We start from the raw sequence: 20,934 nt of genomic DNA, 5'->3' as shown, positions 1-20,934 counted from the left end.
CACGACGCAACGACGCCATCAAAGCACACGCACCAGCGGCCCCACAGAACAAGGAAACCATCATGAAACTGATCATCATCGGCCACGGCATGGTCGGCCACAAATTCCTGGAATGCCTGGCCGAGGCCGGCTCGCAAGATATCGAGATCACCGTGCTGTGCGAGGAGCCGCGTCCCGCCTATGACCGCGTGCACCTGTCCGAGTTCTTCGCGGGCAAATCCGCCGAGGATCTCTCGCTGGTGGAAGCGGGCTTCTTCGAGCGCAGCAACATGCTGCTGCGCCTGAACGCGCGCGCCACCGGCATCGACCGCGCGGCCAGGACGGTGACGGTTTCCACCGGCGAGACGCTGCCCTACGACAAGCTGATCATGGCCACCGGCTCCTACCCCTTCGTGCCGCCGCTGCCCGGCAAGGACCGCAAGGACTGCTTTGTTTACCGCACCATCGAAGACCTGGAAGCCATGCAGGAATGCGGCGCCCGCTCCAGGACCGGCGTGGTGATCGGTGGCGGCCTGCTGGGCCTGGAATGCGCCAAGGCGCTGCACGACATGGGCCTGCAAACCCATGTGGTGGAATTTGCCCCCCGCCTGATGGCGGTGCAGGTGGACGACGGCGGCGGCGCGATGCTCCGCCGGAAGATCGAAGAGCTTGGCGTCACCGCGCATACCCGCAAGAACACCGTGGAGATCGTCGACGGCGAAGACGGCACCCATCGCATGAACTTTGCCGATGGCAGCCATCTGGACACCGACATGATCGTGTTCTCCGCCGGCATCCGCCCGCGCGACGAGCTGGCCCGCGCCAGCGGCCTGGCCATTGGCGAGCGCGGCGGCATCACGGTGGACAACCAGTGCCTGACCTCCGACCCCGACGTGTACGCCATCGGCGAATGCGCGCTGTGGGACGGCAAGATCTACGGCCTGGTCGCGCCCGGCTATGAAATGGCCCGCGTGGCCACCAAGCATCTGCTCGGCCACCAGGCCGAGTTCGCCGGCGCCGACATGAGCACCAAGCTCAAGCTGATGGGCGTGGACGTGGCCAGCCTGGGCGACCCGCACGGCAATGCGCCCGGCAGCCGCTCGTTCCAGTTCACCGACGAGCGCAAGCAGGTCTACAAGAAGCTGGTGGTATCCGAATGCGGCAAGTACTTGCTGGGCGGCGTGCTGGTGGGCGATGCCGAGGAATACGGCACCCTGCTGCAAATGATGCTCAACAAGATCGAGCTGCCCGAGTCGCCGGAATTCCTGATCCTGCCGTCCTCCGACGGCCAGGCCAAGCCGGGATTGGGCGCCGATGCCTTGCCGGATTCCGCGCAGATCTGCTCCTGCAACAACGTGACCAAGGGCGATATCTGCGCTGCCGTCTGCAGCGGCACCACCACTATCGGTGAGATGAAGCGCTGCACCAAGGCCGGCAGCACCTGCGGCGGCTGCGTACCGCTGGTCACGCAGGTGATGAAGGCCGAGATGAAGAAGCAAGGCCTGGCGGTGAACAACCACCTGTGCGAGCACTTTGCTTACTCCCGCCAGGAGCTCTACCACCTGGTGCGCGTGGGCGGCTTCAAGACCTTCGGGGAACTGCTGGCCGCGCATGGCAAGGGCCTGGGCTGCGACGTGTGCAAGCCCACGGTGGCGAGCATCCTGGCCTCGTGCTGGAACGAGTTCGTGCTCAAGCAAGAGCACGCCAGCCTGCAGGACTCGAACGACTACTTCCTGGGCAACATCCAGAAGGACGGCACCTACTCGGTCGTGCCCCGCATGCCGGGCGGCGAAGTCACGCCCGACGGGCTGATCGCGGTCGGCCAGGTGGCCAAGAAGTATGGCCTGTACACCAAGATCACCGGCGGGGCGCGGGTCGACATGTTCGGCGCGCGCGTGGAAGAGCTGCCGATGATCTGGGAAGAACTGATCGCGGCCGGCTTCGAATCGGGCCATGCCTATGGCAAGTCCCTGCGCACCGTGAAGTCCTGCGTGGGTTCCACGTGGTGCCGCTACGGCGTGGACGACTCGGTCGGCCTGGCCATCGAGATCGAAAACCGCTACAAGGGCCTGCGCGCGCCGCACAAGATCAAGTTTGGCGTTTCCGGCTGCACCCGCGAGTGCGCCGAAGCCCAGGGCAAGGACGTGGGCATCATCGCCACCGAACGCGGCTGGAACCTGTACGTGTGCGGCAACGGCGGCATGAAGCCCCGCCACGCCGAACTGCTGGCCAGCGACCTGGACCGCGAAACCCTGCTGCGCTACGTGGACCGCTTCCTGATGTTCTACGTGCGCACCGCCGACCGCCTGCAGCGCACCAGCGTGTGGCGCGACAACATGGAAGGCGGGCTGGACTACCTCAAGGCCGTGGTGCTGGAAGACAGCCTGGGCATTGGCGCCGAACTGGAGGCGCAGATGCAGCACGTGGTGGACACTTACGAAGACGAATGGAAGGCCGCCGTGACCAACCCGGAAACCCGCAAGCGCTTCCGCCACTTCGTCAATAGCGACCTGCGCGACGACAACCTGGTCTTTATGGAAGAGCGCGGCCAGATCCGCCCGGCCACGCCGGAGGAACGAAACTTGCGTAAATCCCGGCTTGAGCAGATCCCCGTGATCGTCAAGGCAGCCTGAACCGACCCGACCCATCATCTCGCGCCAACGCCCAAGGAGAACATCATGAGCCCCACCCACCATACCGAAGCCTGGACCGCCGTTTGCAGCCTGCGCGACATCGTGCCCAATACCGGTGTGTGCGCACTGGTGGACAAGGCACAGATCGCCGTGTTCCGGGTCGGCGCCGGCTACAGCGACGATCAGGGCGGCAATGGCGACCAGGTGTTCGCCATCTCCAACTACGATCCCAACGCCAACGCCGCCGTGCTGTCGCGCGGCCTGGTGGGGAGCCTGGGCGAACGCATCGTGGTGGCGTCGCCGATCTACAAGCATCACTTCGACCTGCAGACCGGCGAATGCCTGGAAGCGCCCGAGCACTCCATCGCGGCATATCCGGCCCGCGTTTATGACGGCAAAGTCTGGGTGGCCGCATGACCGCGCCCCCCAAACCCCGCCTGGTGGTGGTCGGCAACGGCATGGCCGGCATGCGCACGGTCGAGGAGTTGCTCAAGCTCGCGCCCGACCTCTATGACATCACCGTGTTCGGCGCCGAGCCGCACGGCAACTACAACCGCATCCTGCTCTCGCCGGTGCTGGCCGGCGAGAAGACAGTCGCGGACATCATGCTCAACACCCGCGACTGGTACGCGCAGAACGGCATCGAACTGCTGGCCGGCGATCCGGTGGTGGCGATCGACCGCCGCCGCCGGCTGGTGCGCTCGCAATCCTGGCGTGAGGTGGGCTATGACCGCCTGCTGCTGGCGACCGGCTCCAAGCCATTCATCATCCCCGTGCCGGGCCACCAGCTCGACGGCGTCATCGCCTTTCGCGACATCCAGGACGTGGAAACCATGCTGGCGGCGGCGCGCAACCATCGCCACGCGGTGGTGATCGGCGGGGGCCTGCTCGGCCTGGAAGCCGCCAATGGCCTGATGCGCCAGGGCATGGAGGTGAGCGTAGTGCACGTGGCCGACAGCCTGATGGAGCGCCAGCTCGACAAGCCCGCCGCCGCGCTGCTCAAAGAGGCGCTGGAGCGCAAAGGCCTGCGCTTTTTGCTGGGCGCCAATACCAGCGGCATCCTTGGGGAAGACCGCGTCACCGGCGTATGCTTTAAAGACGGTACCCAGATCCCCGCCGACCTGGTGGTGATGACCGCCGGCGTGCGCCCCAATATCGAACTGGCCCAGCAGGCCGGGTTGCGCTGCGAGCGCGCCATCGTGGTGGACGACACCTTGCAGAGCTACGATCCGCGCGTGTATGCCGTGGGCGAATGCGTGCAGCACCGCCAAGCCACCTTCGGGCTGGTCGCGCCGATCTGGGAACAGGCGCGCGTGGCCGCCGCGCACCTGGCCGGCGCCGGGCATCGCCGCTATGTGCAGCAGGCCACCGCCACCAAGCTCAAGGTGACTGGCGTGGATCTGTACTCCGCCGGCGACTTCATCGGCGGCGACGGCAGCGAGGATCTCGTCATGCGCGATCCGCGCCGCGGCATGTACAAGCGGCTGGTGCTGCAAGGCGGGCGGCTGGTCGGGGCGGTGCTGTACGGCGACGTGCAGGACGGCCCCTGGTACTTCGACCTGATCCAGAGCGGCGCCCCGGTAGGCGCCATGCGCCAGAGATTGCTGTTCGGCAAGGCACAGTGCGAGGCCATGGCAGCCTGACCACCTCAACGCCTGAACGCTTGAACGCTTGAACGACCTAGTCCCCGATTGACCGCCAGCAGCGAGTGCTAACGTGAACCTGTCCGATATCCCCGTCATCCTCTCCACCGGTTCGCCCACCCTGCTGTCCGCCGACGCCTCAGTCACCGTCACCGATACCACCTGCCCGTATTGCGGCGTGGGCTGCGGTGTGCGCGCCACTCGCCATGCCGACGGCAGCGTGGAAGTGGCCGGCGACGCCAGCCACGGCTCCAACCAGGGCCGACTGTGCGTGAAGGGCTCGGCGCTGGCGGAAACCGTCGGCCTGGAAGGCCGCCTGCTGCACCCGCAAGTACGCGGTGCCAACGGCGCCTTGCAGCCAGTGTCCTGGGACCACGCACTGGACAAGGTCGCCCAGGGCTTCAAGGCCATCATCGCCGAACACGGGCCCGATGCCGTGGCGCTCTACGTCTCCGGCCAGTTGCTGACCGAGGACTACTACGTTGCCAACAAGCTGATGAAGGGCTTTATCGGCAGCGCCAATATCGACACCAACTCGCGCCTATGCATGTCGTCGGCGGTGGCCGGGCACAAGCGCGCCTTTGGCGAGGACCTGGTGCCGGGCAACTACGAAGACCTGGAACTGGCCGACCTGGTGGTGCTGGTCGGCTCCAACACCGCGTGGTGCCACCCGATCCTGTTCCAGCGGCTGTTGAAAGCCAAGGAAGCCCGGCCGGAAATGAAGCTGGTGGTGATCGACCCGCGCCGCACCGCCACCTGCGAGCTGGCCGACCTGCACCTGCCGCTCAAGCCCGGCACCGACGTGTGGCTGTTCAACGGCTTGCTGCACTACCTGGCACAGCACGGCGCGGTGGACCCGTCATTCGTCGATGCCCACACCAGCGGCCTGGACGCCGCGCTGGCGGCCGCCGGCCCGGACTGCGCCGACATCGCCAAGGTAGCCAAGGCATGCAAGCTCGACCCTGAAGCCCTGCGCGGCTTCTACGCCTTGTTCGCCGCCACGCCCAAGGTGGTGACCGGCTTCTCGCAAGGCGTGAACCAGTCGTCGGCAGGCACCGACAAGGTCAACAGCATCATCAACTGCCACCTGGCCACCGGCCGCGTGGGACAGCCCGGCATGGGCCCCTTCTCGCTGACCGGCCAGCCCAACGCCATGGGCGGGCGCGAGGTCGGCGGGCTGGCCAATATGCTGGCGGCCCATATGGAGCTGGCCGACCCGCTGCACCGGGAAATCGTGCAATCGTTCTGGGGCTCACCCGCCATCGCGGACAAGCCAGGCCTGAAGGCGGTGGAGCTGTTCGAGGCCATCGAGCAAGGCCGGGTCAAGGCCGTGTGGGTGATCGCCACCAACCCGGTGGTCAGCCTGCCGGATGCCGACCAGGCCCGCCGCGCGCTGGCCAAGTGCCAACTGGTGGTCAGCTCCGACATCATGCTGCGCACCGATACCAACGACGCCGCGCACGTCCTGCTGCCCGCGCTGGGCTGGGGCGAGAAGGACGGCACCGTCACCAGTTCCGAGCGCCGCATCTCGCGCCAGCGCGCCTTTCTGCCGGCGCCCGGCGAGGCTCGCGCTGACTGGCGGATCCTGTGCGATGTGGCCACGCGCATGGGCTTTGATGGATTCCGTTTTGCCGGACCGCACGAGATCTTCGACGAGCACGCGCGGCTGAGCACATACCGGAACGCGGGCAGCAGCGATCAGGCCCACGCGCCACGCATATTCGACCTCGCCGGGCTGGCTGGCATGAGCCAGAAGCAATTCGACGCGCTCTCACCGGTGCAATGGCCGGTGATGGCCACGCCCGCGGGGCGCCTCACCAGCGCGTCCGGCGGCACGGCCCGGCTGTTCGCCGACGGCCGCTTCGCCCACCCCGATGGCCGCGCCCGCTTTATCGCCACCGCGCCGCGCGCGCCGTTCCACGCCACCGATGACGAATTCCCGCTAGTGCTCAACACCGGCCGCGTGCGCGACCAATGGCACACCATGACCCGCACCGGCAAATCGCCCAAGCTGGCCGACCACATCGCCGAGCCCTTCGTCGACATGCATCCGCAGGACGCCCTGCTATCCGGCGTCAGCGAAGGCAAGCTGGCCCGCGTGACCACGCGCTGGGGCGCCATGGTGGCGCGGGTGCAGCACAGCGGCGGCATCCCGCGCGGCAGCGTATTCGTGCCGATCCACTGGAACAGCCAGTTCAGCTCCGACGCGCGCGTGGGCGCGCTGGTCAACCCGGTGGTGGACCCGGTCTCGGGCGAGCCCGAGTTCAAGCACACGCCGGTGCGCGTGGAAGAGTTCCGCGTGTCGTGGCATGGCTTCGTGTTGAGCCGCGAGGACCTCCAGGCGGACGAGCTGACCTACTGGACGCGCGTCCAGGGGCGCCAGTTCCAGCGCTACGAGTTCGCCGGCCGCGAGAATATCGCCGACCGCGCCGCGTGGGCCCGCCAGTTGCTCGGCATCGATGACCCCAATGCGGACTGGATCGAGTATGAAGACCGCACCGCCGGCATCTACCACGCCGGCCACGTGGTCGACGACCGCCTCCAGGCCTGCATCTACGTGTGCACGCGCCCCGAGCTACCCTCGCGCGCGTGGCTGCCCACGCTGTTCGCCAAGGACCGCCTGGAAGACGCCGATCGCATCGGCCTGCTGCTAGGCCAGCCGATGGAAAAGGGTGCGGACGCCGGCCCCACCGTGTGCTCCTGCTTTGGCGTGGGGCGCAACACCATCTGCGATGCGGTACGCAAGCATGATCTCAAGACACCGGCCGAAGTCACCGCCTGCGTGAAGGCGGGCGGCAACTGCGGGTCTTGCGTGCCGGAGTTGAAGAAGCTGCTGGCGGAGATACGGGTAGCGGAAGTAGCTTGATGATGGCGGGCGCCAGCCAACGTGCTCACGTTGCGTTGGCTGGTGCCTTTTCATGCCGCGATAGCGCCGTTCTCCAGACATGACATGTCATAGGAGAACACGATCTGCGGATTCGGGCGTATCAGCGCCTCGTCCTTGTCGGCATAGTGCAGTCGCGTCAGCAAGTCCTTGATGAGGTTAAGGCGCGCCAGGCGCTTATCGTCGGCACGCACCACGCTCCATGGCACCGCGGCGCTCGTGCGAGCAAACATCTCGTTGCGGGCCGCGCTGTATTTCTTCCACAAGCGCACCGCATGCTGGTCGACCGGGCTGACCTTCCATTGCTTCAGGGGATCGCGCCGCCGCTGCGCAAGGCGCTTCTTCTGTTCGTCCTTGCTGATATCGAGGTAGTACTTGATCAAGTGGATCCCCGAGCGAACCAGCATGCTTTCAAACTCCGTGACGCTCGACATGAACTCCTCACGCTCGGCGTCGGTGCAAAACCCCATGACGTGTTCAACGCCCGCGCGGTTGTACCAGCTACGATTGAACAGCGCGAATTCCCCGGCAGCCGGCAAGTACGCCACATAGCGCTGGAAGTACCACGACCCACGGTCACGGTCGGAGGGTTTTCCCAGTGCCACCACCCGTGTTTCGCGTGGACTGAGATATTCGACGATGCGCTTGATGGTGCCGTCCTTGCCGGCTGCGTCGCGGCCTTCAAGGATCACCAGGATCTTGTCCTGGCAACCAATGAAGTGCTTCTGCAGTTTCACCAACTCTATCTGCAGCAGGCGCAGATCTGCGTCATAGCCATCGTGCCCCTCGTGCCCCTCGTGCAACAGGACGCCGTTCTCATCTCCCGATGGATATCCAATCCGCTTCTTGCTCATGATTCCGCTCCCACCGGCCGTCCGCTGACCGGCATTTCGCCAAGCCGGGCGTTCCCCGGCACAGGCGCCTTGCCCGACAGCAACTGGTCCAGCATTGCGCGATCCACGGCAGGGGCCAGGGTCACGTTCCTGACATGCACCCTGAGGATCTGCTCCCGCCCCTTCAGGTCCGGACGATCCGGCGCAACATGGCGGTCGAATCGCCCGGGGCGCAGCAGCGCGGGATCGAGAATTTCGGGGCGATTGGTGGCGGCCATGATGATGACGCCCTTATTGGTGTCGAACCCGTCCATCTCCACCAGCAGTTGATTCAGGGTCTGTTCCCGCTCGTCCTGGCCGCCGACGGCGCTGAAGCCGCGCGTCTTGCCAAGCGCATCCAGCTCGTCGATGAAGATAATGCAGGGCGCCTTCTGTTCAGCCTGCGTAAAGAGGTCGCGCACGCGTGCAGCGCCCACACCGACAAACATCTCGACGAAGCCGGAACCGCTCATGCTGAAAAAAGGCACAGCGGCTTCCCCCGCGACGGCTTTGGCGAGGAGTGTCTTGCCAGTCCCAGGCGCACCAAGCAACAACACCCCTTTGGGGATCTTTCCCCCAAGGCGCCGGTAACGCTCCGGATTCTTGAGAAACTCCACAACCTCCATCAGTTCCGCCTTGGCCTCATCGATGCCGGCAACGTCGGCAAAGGTGACACCGGTCTCCTTCTGCATATAGACCTTGGCCTTGCTCTTGCCGATCTCCATCTAGTGTGTGCGTAGCCGGCGCTGAGAAATTGATGCGGATCAAGAAGGAACGATTGGTTGTGCCAGGCCAAAGTGCCGCGCCCGGGCGGGCGCAAGGAGAGCAGAGCTGGTGGGGCCCGCATGCGTCGGTACCAGCGCATGGACATCTGGGCGGGCCGCCTGGACCTGATGCAGAGGATGGGACAGGTGCTTAACCAGCATGACTGGCTGATGCCGGCATCCGGAGACGGTCCCGCCAGGCGCCGGATTCGCGCGCCATGTTCCTGGCAGGACCGGGTGGCTACTGCGGTGGGCGATTACTCAGCAGCATCACGGCCTCGACGCCCCGGCGCTGCCAGCAGGCATCGTCGCAGTCAATCGGCGCGGCATCGGCCGCCACCCGGATATCCGTCGTGGCGGCCGATGCGCGTTCGTACGCGCCGTCCTCCCAGGCTGGTGGCGACGCCGTGATCAGGCCAGCGGCGAAACCTACCGCCAGCACTGCGCCGGCGCACAACAAACATGCGATGCGATTTCCAGCTTTCATGACAGTCTCCTCCCCGCTTGTATCTTTTTTCCCTCTGCCATGCTCCTGCATCGCTGCGTCGGCACGGTCTCATGACTCAAAGGTAGCCAATGGAGCGAATAACGTCCTCGTCCAAGCAGACTAGGGGCGATCCCTATGCCCGTGCACGTGCCGCGAGGCCGGCGAAGCGCCAAAGCAAGCGCCAGCTAGTCCCCATAGAGTCGCAGCAGCGGCCCAACGCACCCTGCCAGATCTAGCGGCGCCAGTCGCAGCGAACGGGCGCACAGCAGGCCCCAGAGATGCGCCGCCAGCAGCACGGCCTTGTCTTGCTCGCCCAGCAACCTGCCAAGCGCGTCGCACAGCACCTTGGCACGGGCACGGATGCGGACGCTCAGGTGGCATAGCTCGCACGCAGGCGTGCAAACGTGGTGCAGCAAGCCGAGGACGATGCCTGCATAGCGCGGCACCGCCTCGTCCTGCAGCATCGTCGCAAGCACGCGCTCCAGATCCGGGCGGGCCAGGCCCCCGCCGTTACCGGCACAGGCGGCAAGCCAAGCGGCCAGATGCGCCTCCGCCCGCGCCATGACGGCGGCCAGCAGGTCGGCGCGGCTACGGAAGTGTCCATAGACCGCGCCGCGTGTCATGGCGATGGCACCGGCTACCTGCTCCAGCGTGACGCATTGCACGCCCTGGCGCTCGAACAGCAACTCAGCGCTGGCCAGGATGCGCTCCCGCGTGACCGCCGCATCACACGCGCGACGTCTCACCATGGCCGCGCCGCACGTGCCTTACTGCGGATGCACGTCATCCGGCCCCCAGAAGGCGCGCATGCCGGTAATGCGCCCGTCGGCACCGAAGGTCATCACGTCGGTCACGTCGATGCGAACCGGCTGCCCCTGCATCCGCACATACACGGCGAAACACAAGGCTGCGGCATTGCCGTGCGAACCCCGGGGCGCCGCTACCACGTCCAGACGCGCGCCGAGCGACGTCGCGTGACGATAGAAGGCGAGGATGCTCTCCCGCCCGGCTATCACCGGGCCGCCAACGGGGTCCTCGACGGTCGCATCGTCGGCAAACAGCGCCACCACGCGCTCGGCGTCCGCCGCATTGAAAGCGGTGACGTAATCGAGCAAGGCGGTCTTCATGTGGGCGCTCTTGTTCGCGGCCATGGTCATGGTCGTGTCGATGGTCATTCCATTCCTCGTTGGAACAGGTTGACAGGTTGAACGGGTATTCCATGTTGTCTCCTGCCATTATTTGCTTTGCGCCGCCGGCGCGCCGGCCGCACAGCCAGGCTACGCGGCGGCGGCCGCCGCCGTATCCGCGAGGAAGGCCAGGCATTCGCGGTTGAAGTAATCGCTGTGCTCGACCATCACCCAGTGGCCACAGCGATTGATCAGCACGAAGCGCGCATCGCGGCAACCCTGCAGGAACTTGAGGGCGCCGCCGGCCGGGTTGAAGCGGTCTTCCGTGCCCCAGAAACCGAGCACCGGGCACGCGATCTCGCCCAGGCGTTCGGTCAGGTTGGGCACCTTCATGGTGGCGAGCACCTCGCGCGGCTGCTCCTTGCAGACAGCCATGCGCTCGTCCACCAGCGCATCGGTGACCAGCGTGGCGTCATGCACCAGCAACTTCAGCAGCTCGCGCATGGTGTCATGGTTCATCTGCCCGCCCGTAAACAGCGACACCATCTTCTCGATGCCTTCCATGCGGAAATAGGTCTCGCGGTCCTCGACGCCGCCGGGCGCCATCATCACCAGGCGGCTGACATGCTCCGGGTAATCCAGCGCGTATTTCAGCGCAATGGCGCCGCCCAATGAGTTGCCCACCAGCACGCAGCGCGGCAGTTCCAGCGCCAGCAATTGCGCGCGCAGCGCGGCGACGAAGAAGTCCAGTGTGTATTCCACATCCGCCGGCTTCGATGACTGGCCGTATCCCGGCAGGTCGACCACCACAGTGCGAAAACCCGCCGCGGCAAAAGCCGGTGCGTTGTGCTTGAAATTGCTGTGACCGCTGGCGCCTGGACCACTGCCGTGGATGAACACGACGGGCTCGCCGGCGCCGGCATCGAGGTAGTGCAGGCGCAGGCCGTCTGGCGTGGCGATGGTTTGGCCGGCTGGAATTGCGGCAGGCGACGTACTGGACATGTCGGTGTCTCCCTGTTGTCATGACGAACCCGGCCCATCATGCGCATGCGCAACGCGGCAGGCATCGTCCTTTCAGACTACGAAGCGGACCGTGGATTTCCCTAAGATCGCACTGACCAGCAAGGCAACGGGACCAAGGGAAAACAGAGATGACGGGATTCGACTTCAGCGGCAAGACGGTGTTGGTGACAGGTGGCGCGCGCGGCATTGGCCGCGCCATTGCCGAGCGCTTCCTGGCAGCAGGCGCCCGCGTATTCACCTGCGGGCGCACGCCACCGGAGACTGACGGGATGCAGCCGTGCGAGGCGGAGTTCATCACAGCCGACATCCGTGACGCCGAGCAGGTGGAGGCCCTGCTGTCCCGGATCGTGGACAGCGCCGGCTCGCTCGATATCGTGATCCACAATGCCGGCGGCGCGCCCTTCGCGCTCGCTGCGGATGCCTCGCCGCGCCTGCTGGAATCGATCATCCGCCTGAACCTGGTGGCCCCGCTGCAGCTGGCGCAGCGCGCCAACGCACGCATGCAAACCCAGGCCAGTGGTGGCACGCAGATCTTCATCGGCAGCGTCAGCGCGCTGCGGCCCTCCCCCGGCACCGCCGCCTACGGCGCGGCCAAGGCGGGCATCCTGAACGCAGTCCGCTCGCTAGCGGTGGAATGGGCCCCGCACGTGCGGGTCACGGCCGTGAGCCCGGGCCTGGTGCTGACCGAAACCGCGCAGCAGCAACACTACGGCGATGCGGCCACGCTCCAGCGGGTGGCCGACACCGTGCCGCTCGGCCGCCTTGCCGCCCCGCGCGACATCGCTGACGCCTGCCTGTTCCTTGCCTCGCCGCATGCCGCGTACGTCTCAGGCGCCAACCTGGTCATCGACGGCGGCGGCGAGCGTCCGGCCTTCCTCGACGCGGCAGCCCATCAAGGCGGCTGACTCGCCCCGCGCGCGCCTACTCGACCTTGGCCGGATGCGCCTGCACCGGCCCGCCCAGCACCGAGCGGTAGGAAACGGGCGCCTTGCCGTCGATATCACGAATGCCGTACTCCTGCGCAATCTCGGCGCTGATCAGGACCTGGCCGGATTTCTCCATGAGGGCGGCGTCGCCATGCAAGGCAAGTATGACCTTGCCGGTGAACTCGGGGCTCTCCGCACTCGGCGCGAAAGCGGCGTATTTGCCGGGCTCGCGCGCCCAGACCCGCATGGTGCGCTCGGTGCGCAGCGGGCCCATCCAGACCGATACCGCGGCCACGCCGTACGGGCGCAGGTCGACCGCCATGTCCTTGGCGAACTTGTCCACGCCGGACTTCTGCGCGCCGTAGGCCGGGCCGTGCATATAGCAGCTTGCGCCGAAGGACGACGTGAACGCCATCAATCCGCGCCTGCCAGCCACCATCAAGGGCGCCGCATGCCAGCTCGCCACATAGGCCGAGCGCAAGCCCACGTCGAGGATGTCCACCAGGGCCAGCGGCTTTTCCCAGAAGCCGCCCGGCTCGATCAGTTCGTCGTGCAGGAAGGTAGCGTTGTTCACCAGGATGTCCAGCCGTCCCGATTCGTCGCCCACCTGCTCAAACAGCCTGCGTACCTGCGCATCATCGCGATGGTCACAGGCCACCGCAATGCCCTTGCCGCCGCGCGCATCGATCTCGCGCGCGGTCTCGTGGATGGTGCCGGGCAACGGCGCCTCGCCATTGCGCTCGGTGCGCCCGGTGACGTACACCGTCGCGCCGGCTTGCGCCAGCGCCAGCGCGATGCCCTTGCCCGCGCCACGCGAGCCGCCCGTGACCACCGCAACGATGGATTCCTTTTCACTGCGCATCGCATTCCTCCTCCGTGGTTCCCGCGTCGCGATCTCACCACGCGGGGCGATGCCCGACGCTATCGCGCACGCCACCGCGCCTCATCCTCCGTTCGGACTAGCCGCTCGTGCACGCGCAGGAACGCGCGGTCCTAGGGGAAACCGTCTAGTCCGTTCTGACGATTCCGCGCCCTCCCTCGCTCATTACGCTTCCCATCAAAGAAGAAGCCACGGGACATGCCAGTCAATGCATCACCGCGCATCACCAAAACCATAGGAGGAGACAAATGCAGAATTCAAGAACCAGTTCACCGCATCGCACACACAGGCTACGGCCAGCCGCCATCGTTTCGGCCATCGCCGCGGCGATCACGCCGTTCGCCTGGGCCGGCAACACCATCGATCTCGGCAACGATACGTCGCTGAACTACTCCTTTACCGCCACCTACGGCGCAGCGGTCCGCACTGGCGGGCAGAGCGGCGCGCTGCTGTCGCCGTCCAACATCAACGGCGACGACGGCGACCGCAACTTCAAGCGCGGCGACATGATCGCCAACCGCGCCACCGTGCTTGGCGAGGCCAATCTCCAGCGCGGCGATTTTGGTGCGTTCTTTCGCGGCAGTGTGTTCTACGACCAGGCCTATCGCACCTCCAATTCCAACAATGCACCCGCCACCGTCAACCACTCCGGCCCTTTCAACGAGTTTACGGATTCCGCGCGCTACTACAACGGCCAGCGGGCTCAGTTGCTGGATGCCTACGCCTATGGCGCCGTCAACATCGACACCACTCGCTTGAACGTCAAGCTGGGCAACCAAGTAGTGGCATGGGGCGAGAGCCTGTTCTTCCCCAACATCGCTGGCGCGCAGGGGCCGGCAGACGCCACCAAGTCGTTTGTGCCGGGGGCCGAGGTCAAGGACATCCTGCTGCCGGTGCCGCAAGCTTCATTACAGTGGGAGGTGAATCCGAACTTCAGCCTGCTTGGCTATTACCAGTTCACCTACAAGTCCAACCAACTCAACCCCGCTGGCGCGTACTTCAGCACCACTGATGTGGTTGGACCGGGTGCCCAGTTCATCATCGGCCCGGGTGGCAGACAGATCCCGCGCGGTTCGGATATCAACCCTCCAGACTCCGGCCAATGGGGCATAGGTACTCGCTTTCGCGCGTTCGACGCCGAGTTTGGTTTGTACCAATTGCGCTACCACGACAAGAATCCGAATGTCGTGACAACCCTGTTCCCGACGCTGCAATACCAGCAGAAGTTTTTCAGCGGTATCAATCTGACCGGCGCAAGCTTCTCGACGCAATTTCTCGGCGCCAACGTGGCGGGTGAAGTCAGCTACAAAGACGGCGTGCCAATCCTGGTGAATGTCAACGGTGCTGCCACCGCAACGCGCGGCCAGGCCGTCCAGGGCCAGATGTCGGCCATTTACTCCATCGGACCGACATTCCTCGCTAGCTCCCAGAGCCTGGTGGGCGAAATCGCCTACCTGCATGTGCTTGGCGTCACGCCAGTCAATGGCTTCAGCACGCTCACCAACACCAGGAACTCGGCAGCCCTGCAGCTTGGCTGGTCGCTCTCCTATCTCAATATCTTCAACGGCTGGGACATGACGGTGCCGCTGACATATGCGCATGAATTCAGCGGAAAGTCCGCCGTAGCCGGCGGCTTCGGTTCGCTGACCGGATATGGCGACCGCCGCGCGAGCGTCGGCGTGACCTTCAAATATTTGAACAACCTTGAACTGAACCTGACTTACGCGATGTTCCTGGGCACGGCGAACATTGTTAATCGGCCGTTGGCCGACCGCAGCTATGCGGCATTCAATGCGAAATATTCGTTTTGAACTGGCAGCGATACCACGCGCAAGTGCCAGATTTCTCTAAAGGAGTGAGACCGTGATGCGACAGCATAAAAATCTTTTGATCCGTAGCACACTGCTGGCCAGCAGCGTGCTGCTGGCGGCAGCCTCGTACGCCGCGGTAACGCCGGACGAACTCAAGCAACTCGATGGAAACCTGACCCCGATGGGCGCCGAGCGCGCCGCCAGCAAGGACGGGCAGATCCCCGCCTGGGGCGGGAAATGGCTGGGCGCACCGCCCGGAGTGCAGTGGAAGCGGGGAGAGCGCTACCCTGATCCTTACGCCAGCGAGAAGCCCATCGTGGTGATCACCGCGCAGAACATGGCAAAGTACGCCGATCACTTGACCGACGGCGAAAGGGCTCTGTTCAAGAAGTATCCGGATACCTTCAGGATGCCGGTATATCCGACCCATCGCGATTTCCGCTATGACGATACGATCTACAAGAACATCCGCACCTACGCGCCCGGCACCCGCATGACGGCCGACGGTAACGGACTAAAGGACGCCCCCCCTATCGTCCCCTTCCCGATCCCGAAGAGCGGCCTCGAACTGATGTGGAACCTTCGCTACTCCCCGTCGATGAATACCGAATCCGCCACCTACGACCAGGCAGCCGTATATGGCGACGGCAACATCGCCTGGGGCCGTGTCCGTTATTCGATCCTTTCGCCACGAAATGGCACCACCTTCGACCTCAAGAGCGACACCAGGGGCTTTTTCCGTACGGCGACCGACCTGCCCCTGCGCGACCGAGGCATGCTGTCTGTCGGACACGAATTCTATGACAAGGAAGGTTCCGATACCCGCCGCGCGTGGCAGTACAACCCCGGTACGCGGCGCGTGCGGCAGGCCCCGGAATTTGGCTTCGACCAGCCCTCCGGCGCAGGAGGAATCCGCACCCTCGACGACGACCGCCTGTTTAATGGCTCGGGTGAACGCTACAACTGGAAGATTGTCGGCAAGAGGGAAATCTATGTGCCGTACAACAATTACAAGCTGATGAGCCCGGCCAAGTACCAGGACATCTTAGGCAAAGGCCACCTCAACCCGGACTATATGCGCTATGAAATGCATCGCGTATGGGTCCTGGAAGCCACCCTCAAGGAAGGCTTCCGGCATCAGTACGCCAAGCGGGTGCTTTACCTGGACGAGGACAGCTGGACCGCCCTCGCTGCAGACAATTATGATGCGCGCGGCCAACTGTGGCGAACCAACCTGGCGGCAACCGTCTATGCCTATGACGCACGAAACCTCTACCCGACCACAACGACATATCATGACTTGATTTCGGGTGCGTATCTCGCCGACCGCCTGACCAACGAGGGGCCGATGCCGGTGCTCAACAACAGCCCCGAGTTCAACGAGACCTACTTTTCGCCCGACGCGGCGCGAGGTGCCGGTCACTGAGCGCACGCCTTCATTCGCCCCCTTCCCGCCATGGCCAGGGGGCGAATTTCATCGCATTGCCCCCCTTAACATCGAGCCTGACCATGGATCCCGAACTGATCGCCGAATTCGGCGATGAACTTCATCGAGCCCTGACAGCCCGCGTGCCAGTCATCCCCTTGAGCGGACGTGGCCACCCGCTCACGGTGCGCGATGCCTATCACATCCAGCAGCATTTCGTTGCGCAGCGGCTGGCACAAGGCGACCGCATCAGCGGCAAGAAAATCGGCGTTACCAGTTTGCCCGTGCAGCAGATGCTGGACGTGCACCAGCCCGACTTCGGCATGCTGCTGGCCAGCATGGAATATCCAGACGGCAAGGCCATTCCCGCAAGCACGCTGATCCAGCCACGCGCCGAAGGCGAGATTGCCTTCTTCCTCAAACGAGACCTGCGTGGCCCCGGTGTGACCCGCGCAGATGTGCTGGCCGCCACCGAGGCGGTCTCGGCCTGCTTCGAGATCGTAGATTCACGCATCACCGACTGGCGCATCCGTATTCAGGACACCGTGGCGGACAACGCCTCTTGTGGCGTCTACGTGCTTGGCGAGGAGCGCGTGAGCCCGGCCGGCCTCGACCTTGCCGCCTGCACCATGGCGCTTGAAAAGAACGGCGTTGTTGTCGCTACAGGCCAGGGCAGCGCCGCCCTCGGCCATCCCGCCGAAGCGGTGGCCTGGCTGGCCAACACGCTTGGCGAACTCGGCATTCCACTGCTTGCCGGCGAGACCATTCTCTCCGGCTCCCTTGCGGCGCTGATTCCGGTCGCTGCCGGCGACCGTCTGCGACTGCGCATCGATGGGATCGGCACGTGCAGCACCGAATTCGCCTGAACTCCCCCACACCCCCAAACCAAGCAAAGAGCCCCATGGCAAAAATCAAGTGCGCCCTGATCGGCCCCGGCAATATTGGCACTGATCTGCTTTACAAGCTGCGTCGCAGCACCGTCCTGGAACCCGTCTGGATGGTTGGCGTCGACCCGAATTCGGATGGCCTCGCCCGGGCCCGCGAACTGGGCCTGAAGACGACCGACCAGGGCCTCGATGGCCTGCTGCCGCACCTGGCCGCCGACGACATCCGCATCGCTTTCGATGCGACCTCGGCCTACGTGCACCGCGAGCACTCTGACCAGCTCACCGCGCGCGGCGTGCGCGTGATCGACCTGACCCCGGCGGCCATCGGCCCATTCTGCGTGCCGCCGGTCAACCTCGACGAACATCTTGGCAGCAATGCGATGAACGTCAATATGGTCACCTGCGGCGGCCAGGCGACCATTCCCATGGTGTATGCGGTGTCGCGCGTGCAGGCGGTGGCCTATGGCGAGATCGTCGCCACCGTTTCCTCGCGCTCGGTCGGGCCCGGCACGCGCCGGAACATCGACGAGTTCACCCGCACCACCGCAGGCGCCATCGAACAGGTGGGCGGCGCGCGGCAGGGCAAGGCCATCATCGTCATCAACCCGGCCGAGCCTCCGCTCATCATGCGCGACACTATTCACTGCCTGACCGAGGACGAGCCGGACGTGGACGCCATCACGGCCTCGGTCCACGACATGATTGCCGAGGTGCGGCAATACGTGCCCGGCTACACGCTCAAGAATGGCCCGGTCTTCGACGGCAAGCGCGTCTCCATCTTCATGGAAGTCGAGGGCCTGGGCGACTACCTGCCCAAGTACGCCGGCAATCTCGACATCATGACCGCCGCCGCCGCGCGCACCGCCGAGCGCATCGGCGCCGCCATGTTGCGCGGCGCGCTGCCCGCCGTGGCCACTACCGCATAAGGAGCCCGATATGAACCAACGCATTACCGTGCATGACATGACCCTGCGCGACGGCATGCACCCCAAGCGCCACCAGATCTCGCTCGATCAGATGAAAACGATCGCCCGCGGGCTGGACGACGCGGGCGTGCCGCTGATCGAGGTGACCCATGGCGACGGCCTGGGCGGTGCCTCGGTCAACTACGGCTTTCCCGCGCATAGCGACGAGGAATACCTGCAAGCCGTGCTGGGCGAACTGAAGCAAGCCAAGGTCTCCGCCCTGCTGCTGCCCGGCATCGGCACCATCGACCACCTGCGCATGGCGCATGAACTGGGCGTGCACACCATCCGCGTAGCCACCCACTGCACCGAGGCCGATGTCTCCGAGCAGCATATCGGCATGGCGCGCAAGCTTGGCATGGACACCGTGGGCTTCCTGATGATGGCGCACATGGCGCCGGCAGCGACGCTGGTGGAACAGGCGCTGCTGATGGAGTCCTATGGCGCCAACTGCCTCTACATCACCGATTCGGCGGGGCATATGCTGCCGCACGACGTCACCGCCAAGCTGACCGCCGTGCGCCAGGCGCTCAAGCCGGAAACCGAGCTGGGCTTCCACGGCCACCACAACCTGGCCATGGGAATTGCCAACTCGCTGGCAGCCGTGGCCTGTGGCGCCACCCGCATCGACGCGGCAGCCGCCGGGCTGGGCGCGGGCGCCGGCAATACGCCGATGGAAGTCTTCGTGGCGGTCTGCGAACGCATGGGCATCGAGACCGGCGTGGACGTGTTCCGCATCGCCGACGTGGCCGAAGACCTGGTGGTGCCCATCATGGACCAGCCGATCCGCATCGACCGCGATGCGCTCACGCTGGGCTACGCCGGCGTGTACTCATCCTTCCTGCTGTTCGCCAAGCGCGCCCAGGCCAAGTACGGCATTCCGGCGCGCGAAATCCTGGTCGAGCTGGGACGTCAACGCCTGGTGGGCGGGCAGGAAGACATGATCGAGGACACCGCCATGACGCTGGCGCGGGAGCGTGGGTTGCTGGCTTGACGGGACGCGGCGGCGCCCGCACTTGCCCTCGCCACCTACCGTGGCCAGGGCAGATGCCTGTTTCATCACCCGCCGTCAAAAGAAGGCTCAAGTCTGCCGGTCATCTTGGCTTAGAATATATGACTATAGACATATGACCAGGAGCAGAGATGGAGAAGCAAGTCTCGAAATCGGACTTCAAGGCACATGCGCTGGAGTACTTCCGCCAGGTTGAGGACTCGGGCGAACCGCTGGTGGTGACCAACCACGGCAAGCCGGTTCTCGAGGTCCGGCCATATCGGAGTACTTCGCGTAGCCCGTTGGCAATCCTGCGCGATTCCGTGGTGCGCTACAACGCACCGACCGAGCCGGTGGACGCCGATGATTGGGAGGCGGCGCAGTGATCGTCCTGGACACGCACACGCTAGTCTGGTGGGTGAGTCGCGATCCGCTGCTGAGCAGGAAGGCGAAGGCGAGCATCGAGAAGGAACTGGACGGCGGCCAGATACTCGTCTCATCGATTTCCGCATGGGAAATCGCAGCGCTGGTGGCACGCGAGCGCCTTGTTCTATCAATGGATGCGACCAGCTGGTTCGCCACCGTGGGGCAAATTGAAGCCGTACGCGTAGTACCTGTGGATACCGAGATCGCCATCAAATCGGTAGAACTTCCGGGCGTATTCCACAAGGATCCCGCCGACCGCATGATCGTGGCCACCGCGCGCAAGTTCTCCGTGCCGCTGGTGACGAAGGACGAGAAGATCCGCGCCTACCCGCACGTCAAGACAATCTGGTAACGGCTCCCGTAACCGGCCGAACGCTGTGCCGTAGAACAGCGCCGGCCAAATGCAGCAGGCTGCGACTGGCCAGCCCGCCGCAGCCGTCAATCCTGGCCCTCAAACACGTGATGCAACGCCGGCGGCTCAACCCCGGCGATATTGAGCTCGAACTTGCGCCGCTCCACACTGCCTGGCCGCACGCTTTCAATGTCCGTGTAGAACTGCCCTTACCACTCGCGCATCTGGTGGATCGGGCCATCGCCCTCGCACAGCAGCGGGTTATCAATGCGGATCTTGCTGTCCCAGATCACCACGTCCTCGTAGAAGGCGCCGCGCGCCTGCTCCACGTACGCCTGCGCCACGGCGCGGTTCTGCGCATCCGACAGACCCGGCACGCGCTTGACCAGCACGCCATAGCGCAACTCGAAGCTGTTGGCATCCACCGGCACATGGCAGTTGAGGAGGATGGAATGGATGGGCTGGTCGCCCATGCGCCCGCTCATTTCCGTGATGTGGTACGCCGGGCCGAAATAGGTGGAGAGCGCGGTCAGTTGGTCATCGCCTGAGAGCCTGGCGCTGCGGCCGATCATCAGCTGCGTGCCCTTGTGGCCCTCGAACAGGTTGGCGAAGTAGTCGACCGGTGCGCCATGCACCGTGCCGCGATGCGCTCACGCTGGGCTACGCCGGCGTGTACTCGTCCTTCCTGCTGTTCGCCAAGCGCGCCCAGGCCAAGTACGGCATTCCGGCGCGCGAGATCCTGGTCGAGCTGGGACGTCAACGGCTGGTCGGAGGTCAGGAAGACATGATTGAAGACACCGCAATGACCTTGGCCCGCTCGCGCGGCCTGCGATTAGGCTGACTAGCCTGAAGCGCACA

At 65.0% G+C, this 20,934-nt stretch carries 18 protein-coding genes and 3 pseudogenes; 13 read left to right on the top strand and 8 right to left on the bottom strand.

Features of this window, described 5'->3' with window-relative positions; all coding sequences use genetic code 11:
* The first annotated feature begins 62 nt into the window (after nt 1-62).
* The 4 genes from nirB to AC1DQR_RS29595 all read left to right on the top strand — a co-directional run bounded on the left by nirB (nt 63) and on the right by AC1DQR_RS29595 (nt 7,121).
* A complete protein-coding gene (nirB, locus tag AC1DQR_RS29610; RefSeq protein WP_477134274.1) occupies nt 63-2,612 on the top strand; it encodes a nitrite reductase large subunit NirB in 2,550 nt (849 codons plus the stop codon).
* A gap of 45 nt (nt 2,613-2,657) precedes the next feature.
* Nucleotides 2,658-3,029 (top strand): nitrite reductase small subunit NirD, encoded by a 372-nt coding sequence (nirD, locus tag AC1DQR_RS29605; protein ID WP_416052972.1) that lies wholly within the window; start codon nt 2,658-2,660, stop codon nt 3,027-3,029.
* Nucleotides 3,026-4,255: an NAD(P)/FAD-dependent oxidoreductase gene (locus AC1DQR_RS29600; protein WP_477134273.1), complete on the top strand. Its 1,230-nt coding sequence runs from the start codon at nt 3,026-3,028 to the stop codon at nt 4,253-4,255. Before nirD ends, AC1DQR_RS29600 begins: the two co-directional genes overlap by 4 nt.
* Nucleotides 4,256-4,328: 73 nt before the next feature.
* A complete protein-coding gene (locus AC1DQR_RS29595) occupies nt 4,329-7,121 on the top strand; it encodes a molybdopterin-dependent oxidoreductase (RefSeq protein ID WP_477134272.1) in 2,793 nt (930 codons plus the stop codon).
* A gap of 50 nt (nt 7,122-7,171) precedes the next feature.
* Here AC1DQR_RS29595 and ppk2 read toward each other — a convergent pair whose 3' ends face one another.
* The 6 genes and pseudogenes from ppk2 to AC1DQR_RS29565 all read right to left on the bottom strand — a co-directional run bounded on the left by ppk2 (nt 7,172) and on the right by AC1DQR_RS29565 (nt 11,391).
* Nucleotides 7,172-7,993 (bottom strand): polyphosphate kinase 2, encoded by an 822-nt coding sequence (gene ppk2 / locus AC1DQR_RS29590; protein WP_477134271.1) that lies wholly within the window; start codon nt 7,991-7,993, stop codon nt 7,172-7,174.
* 101 nt (nt 7,994-8,094) lie between these two features.
* Nucleotides 8,095-8,736: pseudogene (locus AC1DQR_RS29585) on the bottom strand (AAA family ATPase); the annotation flags it as partial.
* Nucleotides 8,737-9,016: 280 nt separating this feature from the next.
* Nucleotides 9,017-9,262, bottom strand: coding sequence for a hypothetical protein (locus tag AC1DQR_RS29580; protein WP_416052976.1), 246 nt, complete (start codon nt 9,260-9,262; stop codon nt 9,017-9,019).
* Between the two features lie 185 nt (nt 9,263-9,447).
* Nucleotides 9,448-10,011 carry a TetR/AcrR family transcriptional regulator gene (locus AC1DQR_RS29575; protein WP_416052977.1) on the bottom strand — a complete coding sequence of 188 codons (564 nt, stop codon included), beginning with the start codon at nt 10,009-10,011 and terminating at the stop codon, nt 9,448-9,450.
* Nucleotides 10,012-10,029: 18 nt separating this feature from the next.
* Nucleotides 10,030-10,437, bottom strand: a complete 408-nt coding sequence (locus AC1DQR_RS29570; protein WP_416052978.1) for a nuclear transport factor 2 family protein — start codon at nt 10,435-10,437, stop codon at nt 10,030-10,032.
* A 102-nt stretch (nt 10,438-10,539) separates the two neighbouring features.
* Nucleotides 10,540-11,391 carry an alpha/beta fold hydrolase gene (locus AC1DQR_RS29565; RefSeq protein ID WP_416052979.1) on the bottom strand — a complete coding sequence of 284 codons (852 nt, stop codon included), beginning with the start codon at nt 11,389-11,391 and terminating at the stop codon, nt 10,540-10,542.
* Between the two features lie 149 nt (nt 11,392-11,540).
* Between AC1DQR_RS29565 and AC1DQR_RS29560 the strand changes: the two genes are divergently transcribed.
* The gene (locus AC1DQR_RS29560) at nt 11,541-12,317 is read left to right on the top strand and encodes an SDR family oxidoreductase (protein ID WP_477134270.1); all 777 of its coding nucleotides are present in this window, start codon (nt 11,541-11,543) and stop codon (nt 12,315-12,317) included.
* Nucleotides 12,318-12,333: 16 nt separating this feature from the next.
* Here the strand turns inward: AC1DQR_RS29560 and AC1DQR_RS29555 are convergent, their stop codons facing one another.
* Nucleotides 12,334-13,200: an SDR family NAD(P)-dependent oxidoreductase gene (locus AC1DQR_RS29555; RefSeq protein WP_477134269.1), complete on the bottom strand. Its 867-nt coding sequence runs from the start codon at nt 13,198-13,200 to the stop codon at nt 12,334-12,336.
* A gap of 266 nt (nt 13,201-13,466) precedes the next feature.
* Here AC1DQR_RS29555 and AC1DQR_RS29550 point away from each other — a divergent pair, with 266 nt between their 5' ends.
* The 7 genes from AC1DQR_RS29550 to AC1DQR_RS29520 all read left to right on the top strand — a co-directional run bounded on the left by AC1DQR_RS29550 (nt 13,467) and on the right by AC1DQR_RS29520 (nt 20,076).
* Nucleotides 13,467-15,029, top strand: coding sequence for a DUF1302 domain-containing protein (locus tag AC1DQR_RS29550; protein WP_477134268.1), 1,563 nt, complete (start codon nt 13,467-13,469; stop codon nt 15,027-15,029).
* Nucleotides 15,030-15,084: 55 nt separating this feature from the next.
* On the top strand, nt 15,085-16,455 hold the full coding sequence (locus tag AC1DQR_RS29545; protein WP_416053286.1) for a DUF1329 domain-containing protein: 1,371 nt from the start codon (nt 15,085-15,087) through the stop codon (nt 16,453-16,455).
* 83 nt (nt 16,456-16,538) lie between these two features.
* Nucleotides 16,539-17,321: a 2-oxopent-4-enoate hydratase gene (gene dmpE, locus AC1DQR_RS29540; protein WP_416052983.1), complete on the top strand. Its 783-nt coding sequence runs from the start codon at nt 16,539-16,541 to the stop codon at nt 17,319-17,321.
* 35 nt (nt 17,322-17,356) lie between these two features.
* Nucleotides 17,357-18,268 (top strand): acetaldehyde dehydrogenase (acetylating), encoded by a 912-nt coding sequence (locus AC1DQR_RS29535; RefSeq protein ID WP_477134267.1) that lies wholly within the window; start codon nt 17,357-17,359, stop codon nt 18,266-18,268.
* A gap of 10 nt (nt 18,269-18,278) precedes the next feature.
* Nucleotides 18,279-19,301, top strand: a complete 1,023-nt coding sequence (gene dmpG / locus AC1DQR_RS29530) for a 4-hydroxy-2-oxovalerate aldolase (protein WP_416052985.1) — start codon at nt 18,279-18,281, stop codon at nt 19,299-19,301.
* A gap of 149 nt (nt 19,302-19,450) precedes the next feature.
* Nucleotides 19,451-19,684 carry a type II toxin-antitoxin system Phd/YefM family antitoxin gene (locus tag AC1DQR_RS29525; protein ID WP_150992282.1) on the top strand — a complete coding sequence of 78 codons (234 nt, stop codon included), beginning with the start codon at nt 19,451-19,453 and terminating at the stop codon, nt 19,682-19,684.
* Nucleotides 19,681-20,076, top strand: coding sequence for a type II toxin-antitoxin system VapC family toxin (locus tag AC1DQR_RS29520; RefSeq protein ID WP_150992284.1), 396 nt, complete (start codon nt 19,681-19,683; stop codon nt 20,074-20,076). The genes AC1DQR_RS29525 and AC1DQR_RS29520 overlap by 4 nt, the downstream gene beginning before the upstream one ends.
* Before the next feature lie 86 nt (nt 20,077-20,162).
* On the opposite strand, the pseudogene AC1DQR_RS29515 reads toward AC1DQR_RS29520, so the two are convergent.
* Nucleotides 20,163-20,726: pseudogene (locus AC1DQR_RS29515) on the bottom strand (3-ketosteroid-9-alpha-hydroxylase); the annotation flags it as partial.
* Between AC1DQR_RS29515 and AC1DQR_RS29510 the strand changes: the two are divergent.
* Nucleotides 20,717-20,917 (top strand): annotated as a pseudogene (locus AC1DQR_RS29510) (4-hydroxy-2-oxovalerate aldolase); the annotation flags it as partial. The pseudogenes AC1DQR_RS29515 and AC1DQR_RS29510 overlap by 10 nt on opposite strands.
* Between the last annotated feature and the right edge of the window lie 17 nt (nt 20,918-20,934).

This window comes from Cupriavidus sp. 05L411 (genome assembly GCF_056398045.1).
Note: the sequence above shows the minus strand (reverse complement) of the source record. Positions and strands in the feature narration are given on the sequence as shown.

Coding starts and splice junctions, on each gene's coding strand:
- nirB (WP_477134274.1), top strand. CDS start 63: ATGAAACTGATCATCATCGGCCACGGCATGGTCGGCCACAAATTCCTG.
- nirD (WP_416052972.1), top strand. CDS start 2,658: ATGAGCCCCACCCACCATACCGAAGCCTGGACCGCCGTTTGCAGCCTG.
- AC1DQR_RS29600 (WP_477134273.1), top strand. CDS start 3,026: ATGACCGCGCCCCCCAAACCCCGCCTGGTGGTGGTCGGCAACGGCATG.
- ppk2 (WP_477134271.1), bottom strand. CDS start 7,993: ATGAGCAAGAAGCGGATTGGATATCCATCGGGAGATGAGAACGGCGTC.
- AC1DQR_RS29580 (WP_416052976.1), bottom strand. CDS start 9,262: ATGAAAGCTGGAAATCGCATCGCATGTTTGTTGTGCGCCGGCGCAGTG.
- AC1DQR_RS29575 (WP_416052977.1), bottom strand. CDS start 10,011: ATGGTGAGACGTCGCGCGTGTGATGCGGCGGTCACGCGGGAGCGCATC.
- AC1DQR_RS29570 (WP_416052978.1), bottom strand. CDS start 10,437: ATGACCATCGACACGACCATGACCATGGCCGCGAACAAGAGCGCCCAC.
- AC1DQR_RS29565 (WP_416052979.1), bottom strand. CDS start 11,391: ATGTCCAGTACGTCGCCTGCCGCAATTCCAGCCGGCCAAACCATCGCC.
- AC1DQR_RS29560 (WP_477134270.1), top strand. CDS start 11,541: ATGACGGGATTCGACTTCAGCGGCAAGACGGTGTTGGTGACAGGTGGC.
- AC1DQR_RS29555 (WP_477134269.1), bottom strand. CDS start 13,200: ATGCGCAGTGAAAAGGAATCCATCGTTGCGGTGGTCACGGGCGGCTCG.
- AC1DQR_RS29550 (WP_477134268.1), top strand. CDS start 13,467: ATGCAGAATTCAAGAACCAGTTCACCGCATCGCACACACAGGCTACGG.
- AC1DQR_RS29545 (WP_416053286.1), top strand. CDS start 15,085: ATGCGACAGCATAAAAATCTTTTGATCCGTAGCACACTGCTGGCCAGC.
- dmpE (WP_416052983.1), top strand. CDS start 16,539: ATGGATCCCGAACTGATCGCCGAATTCGGCGATGAACTTCATCGAGCC.
- AC1DQR_RS29535 (WP_477134267.1), top strand. CDS start 17,357: ATGGCAAAAATCAAGTGCGCCCTGATCGGCCCCGGCAATATTGGCACT.
- dmpG (WP_416052985.1), top strand. CDS start 18,279: ATGAACCAACGCATTACCGTGCATGACATGACCCTGCGCGACGGCATG.
- AC1DQR_RS29525 (WP_150992282.1), top strand. CDS start 19,451: ATGGAGAAGCAAGTCTCGAAATCGGACTTCAAGGCACATGCGCTGGAG.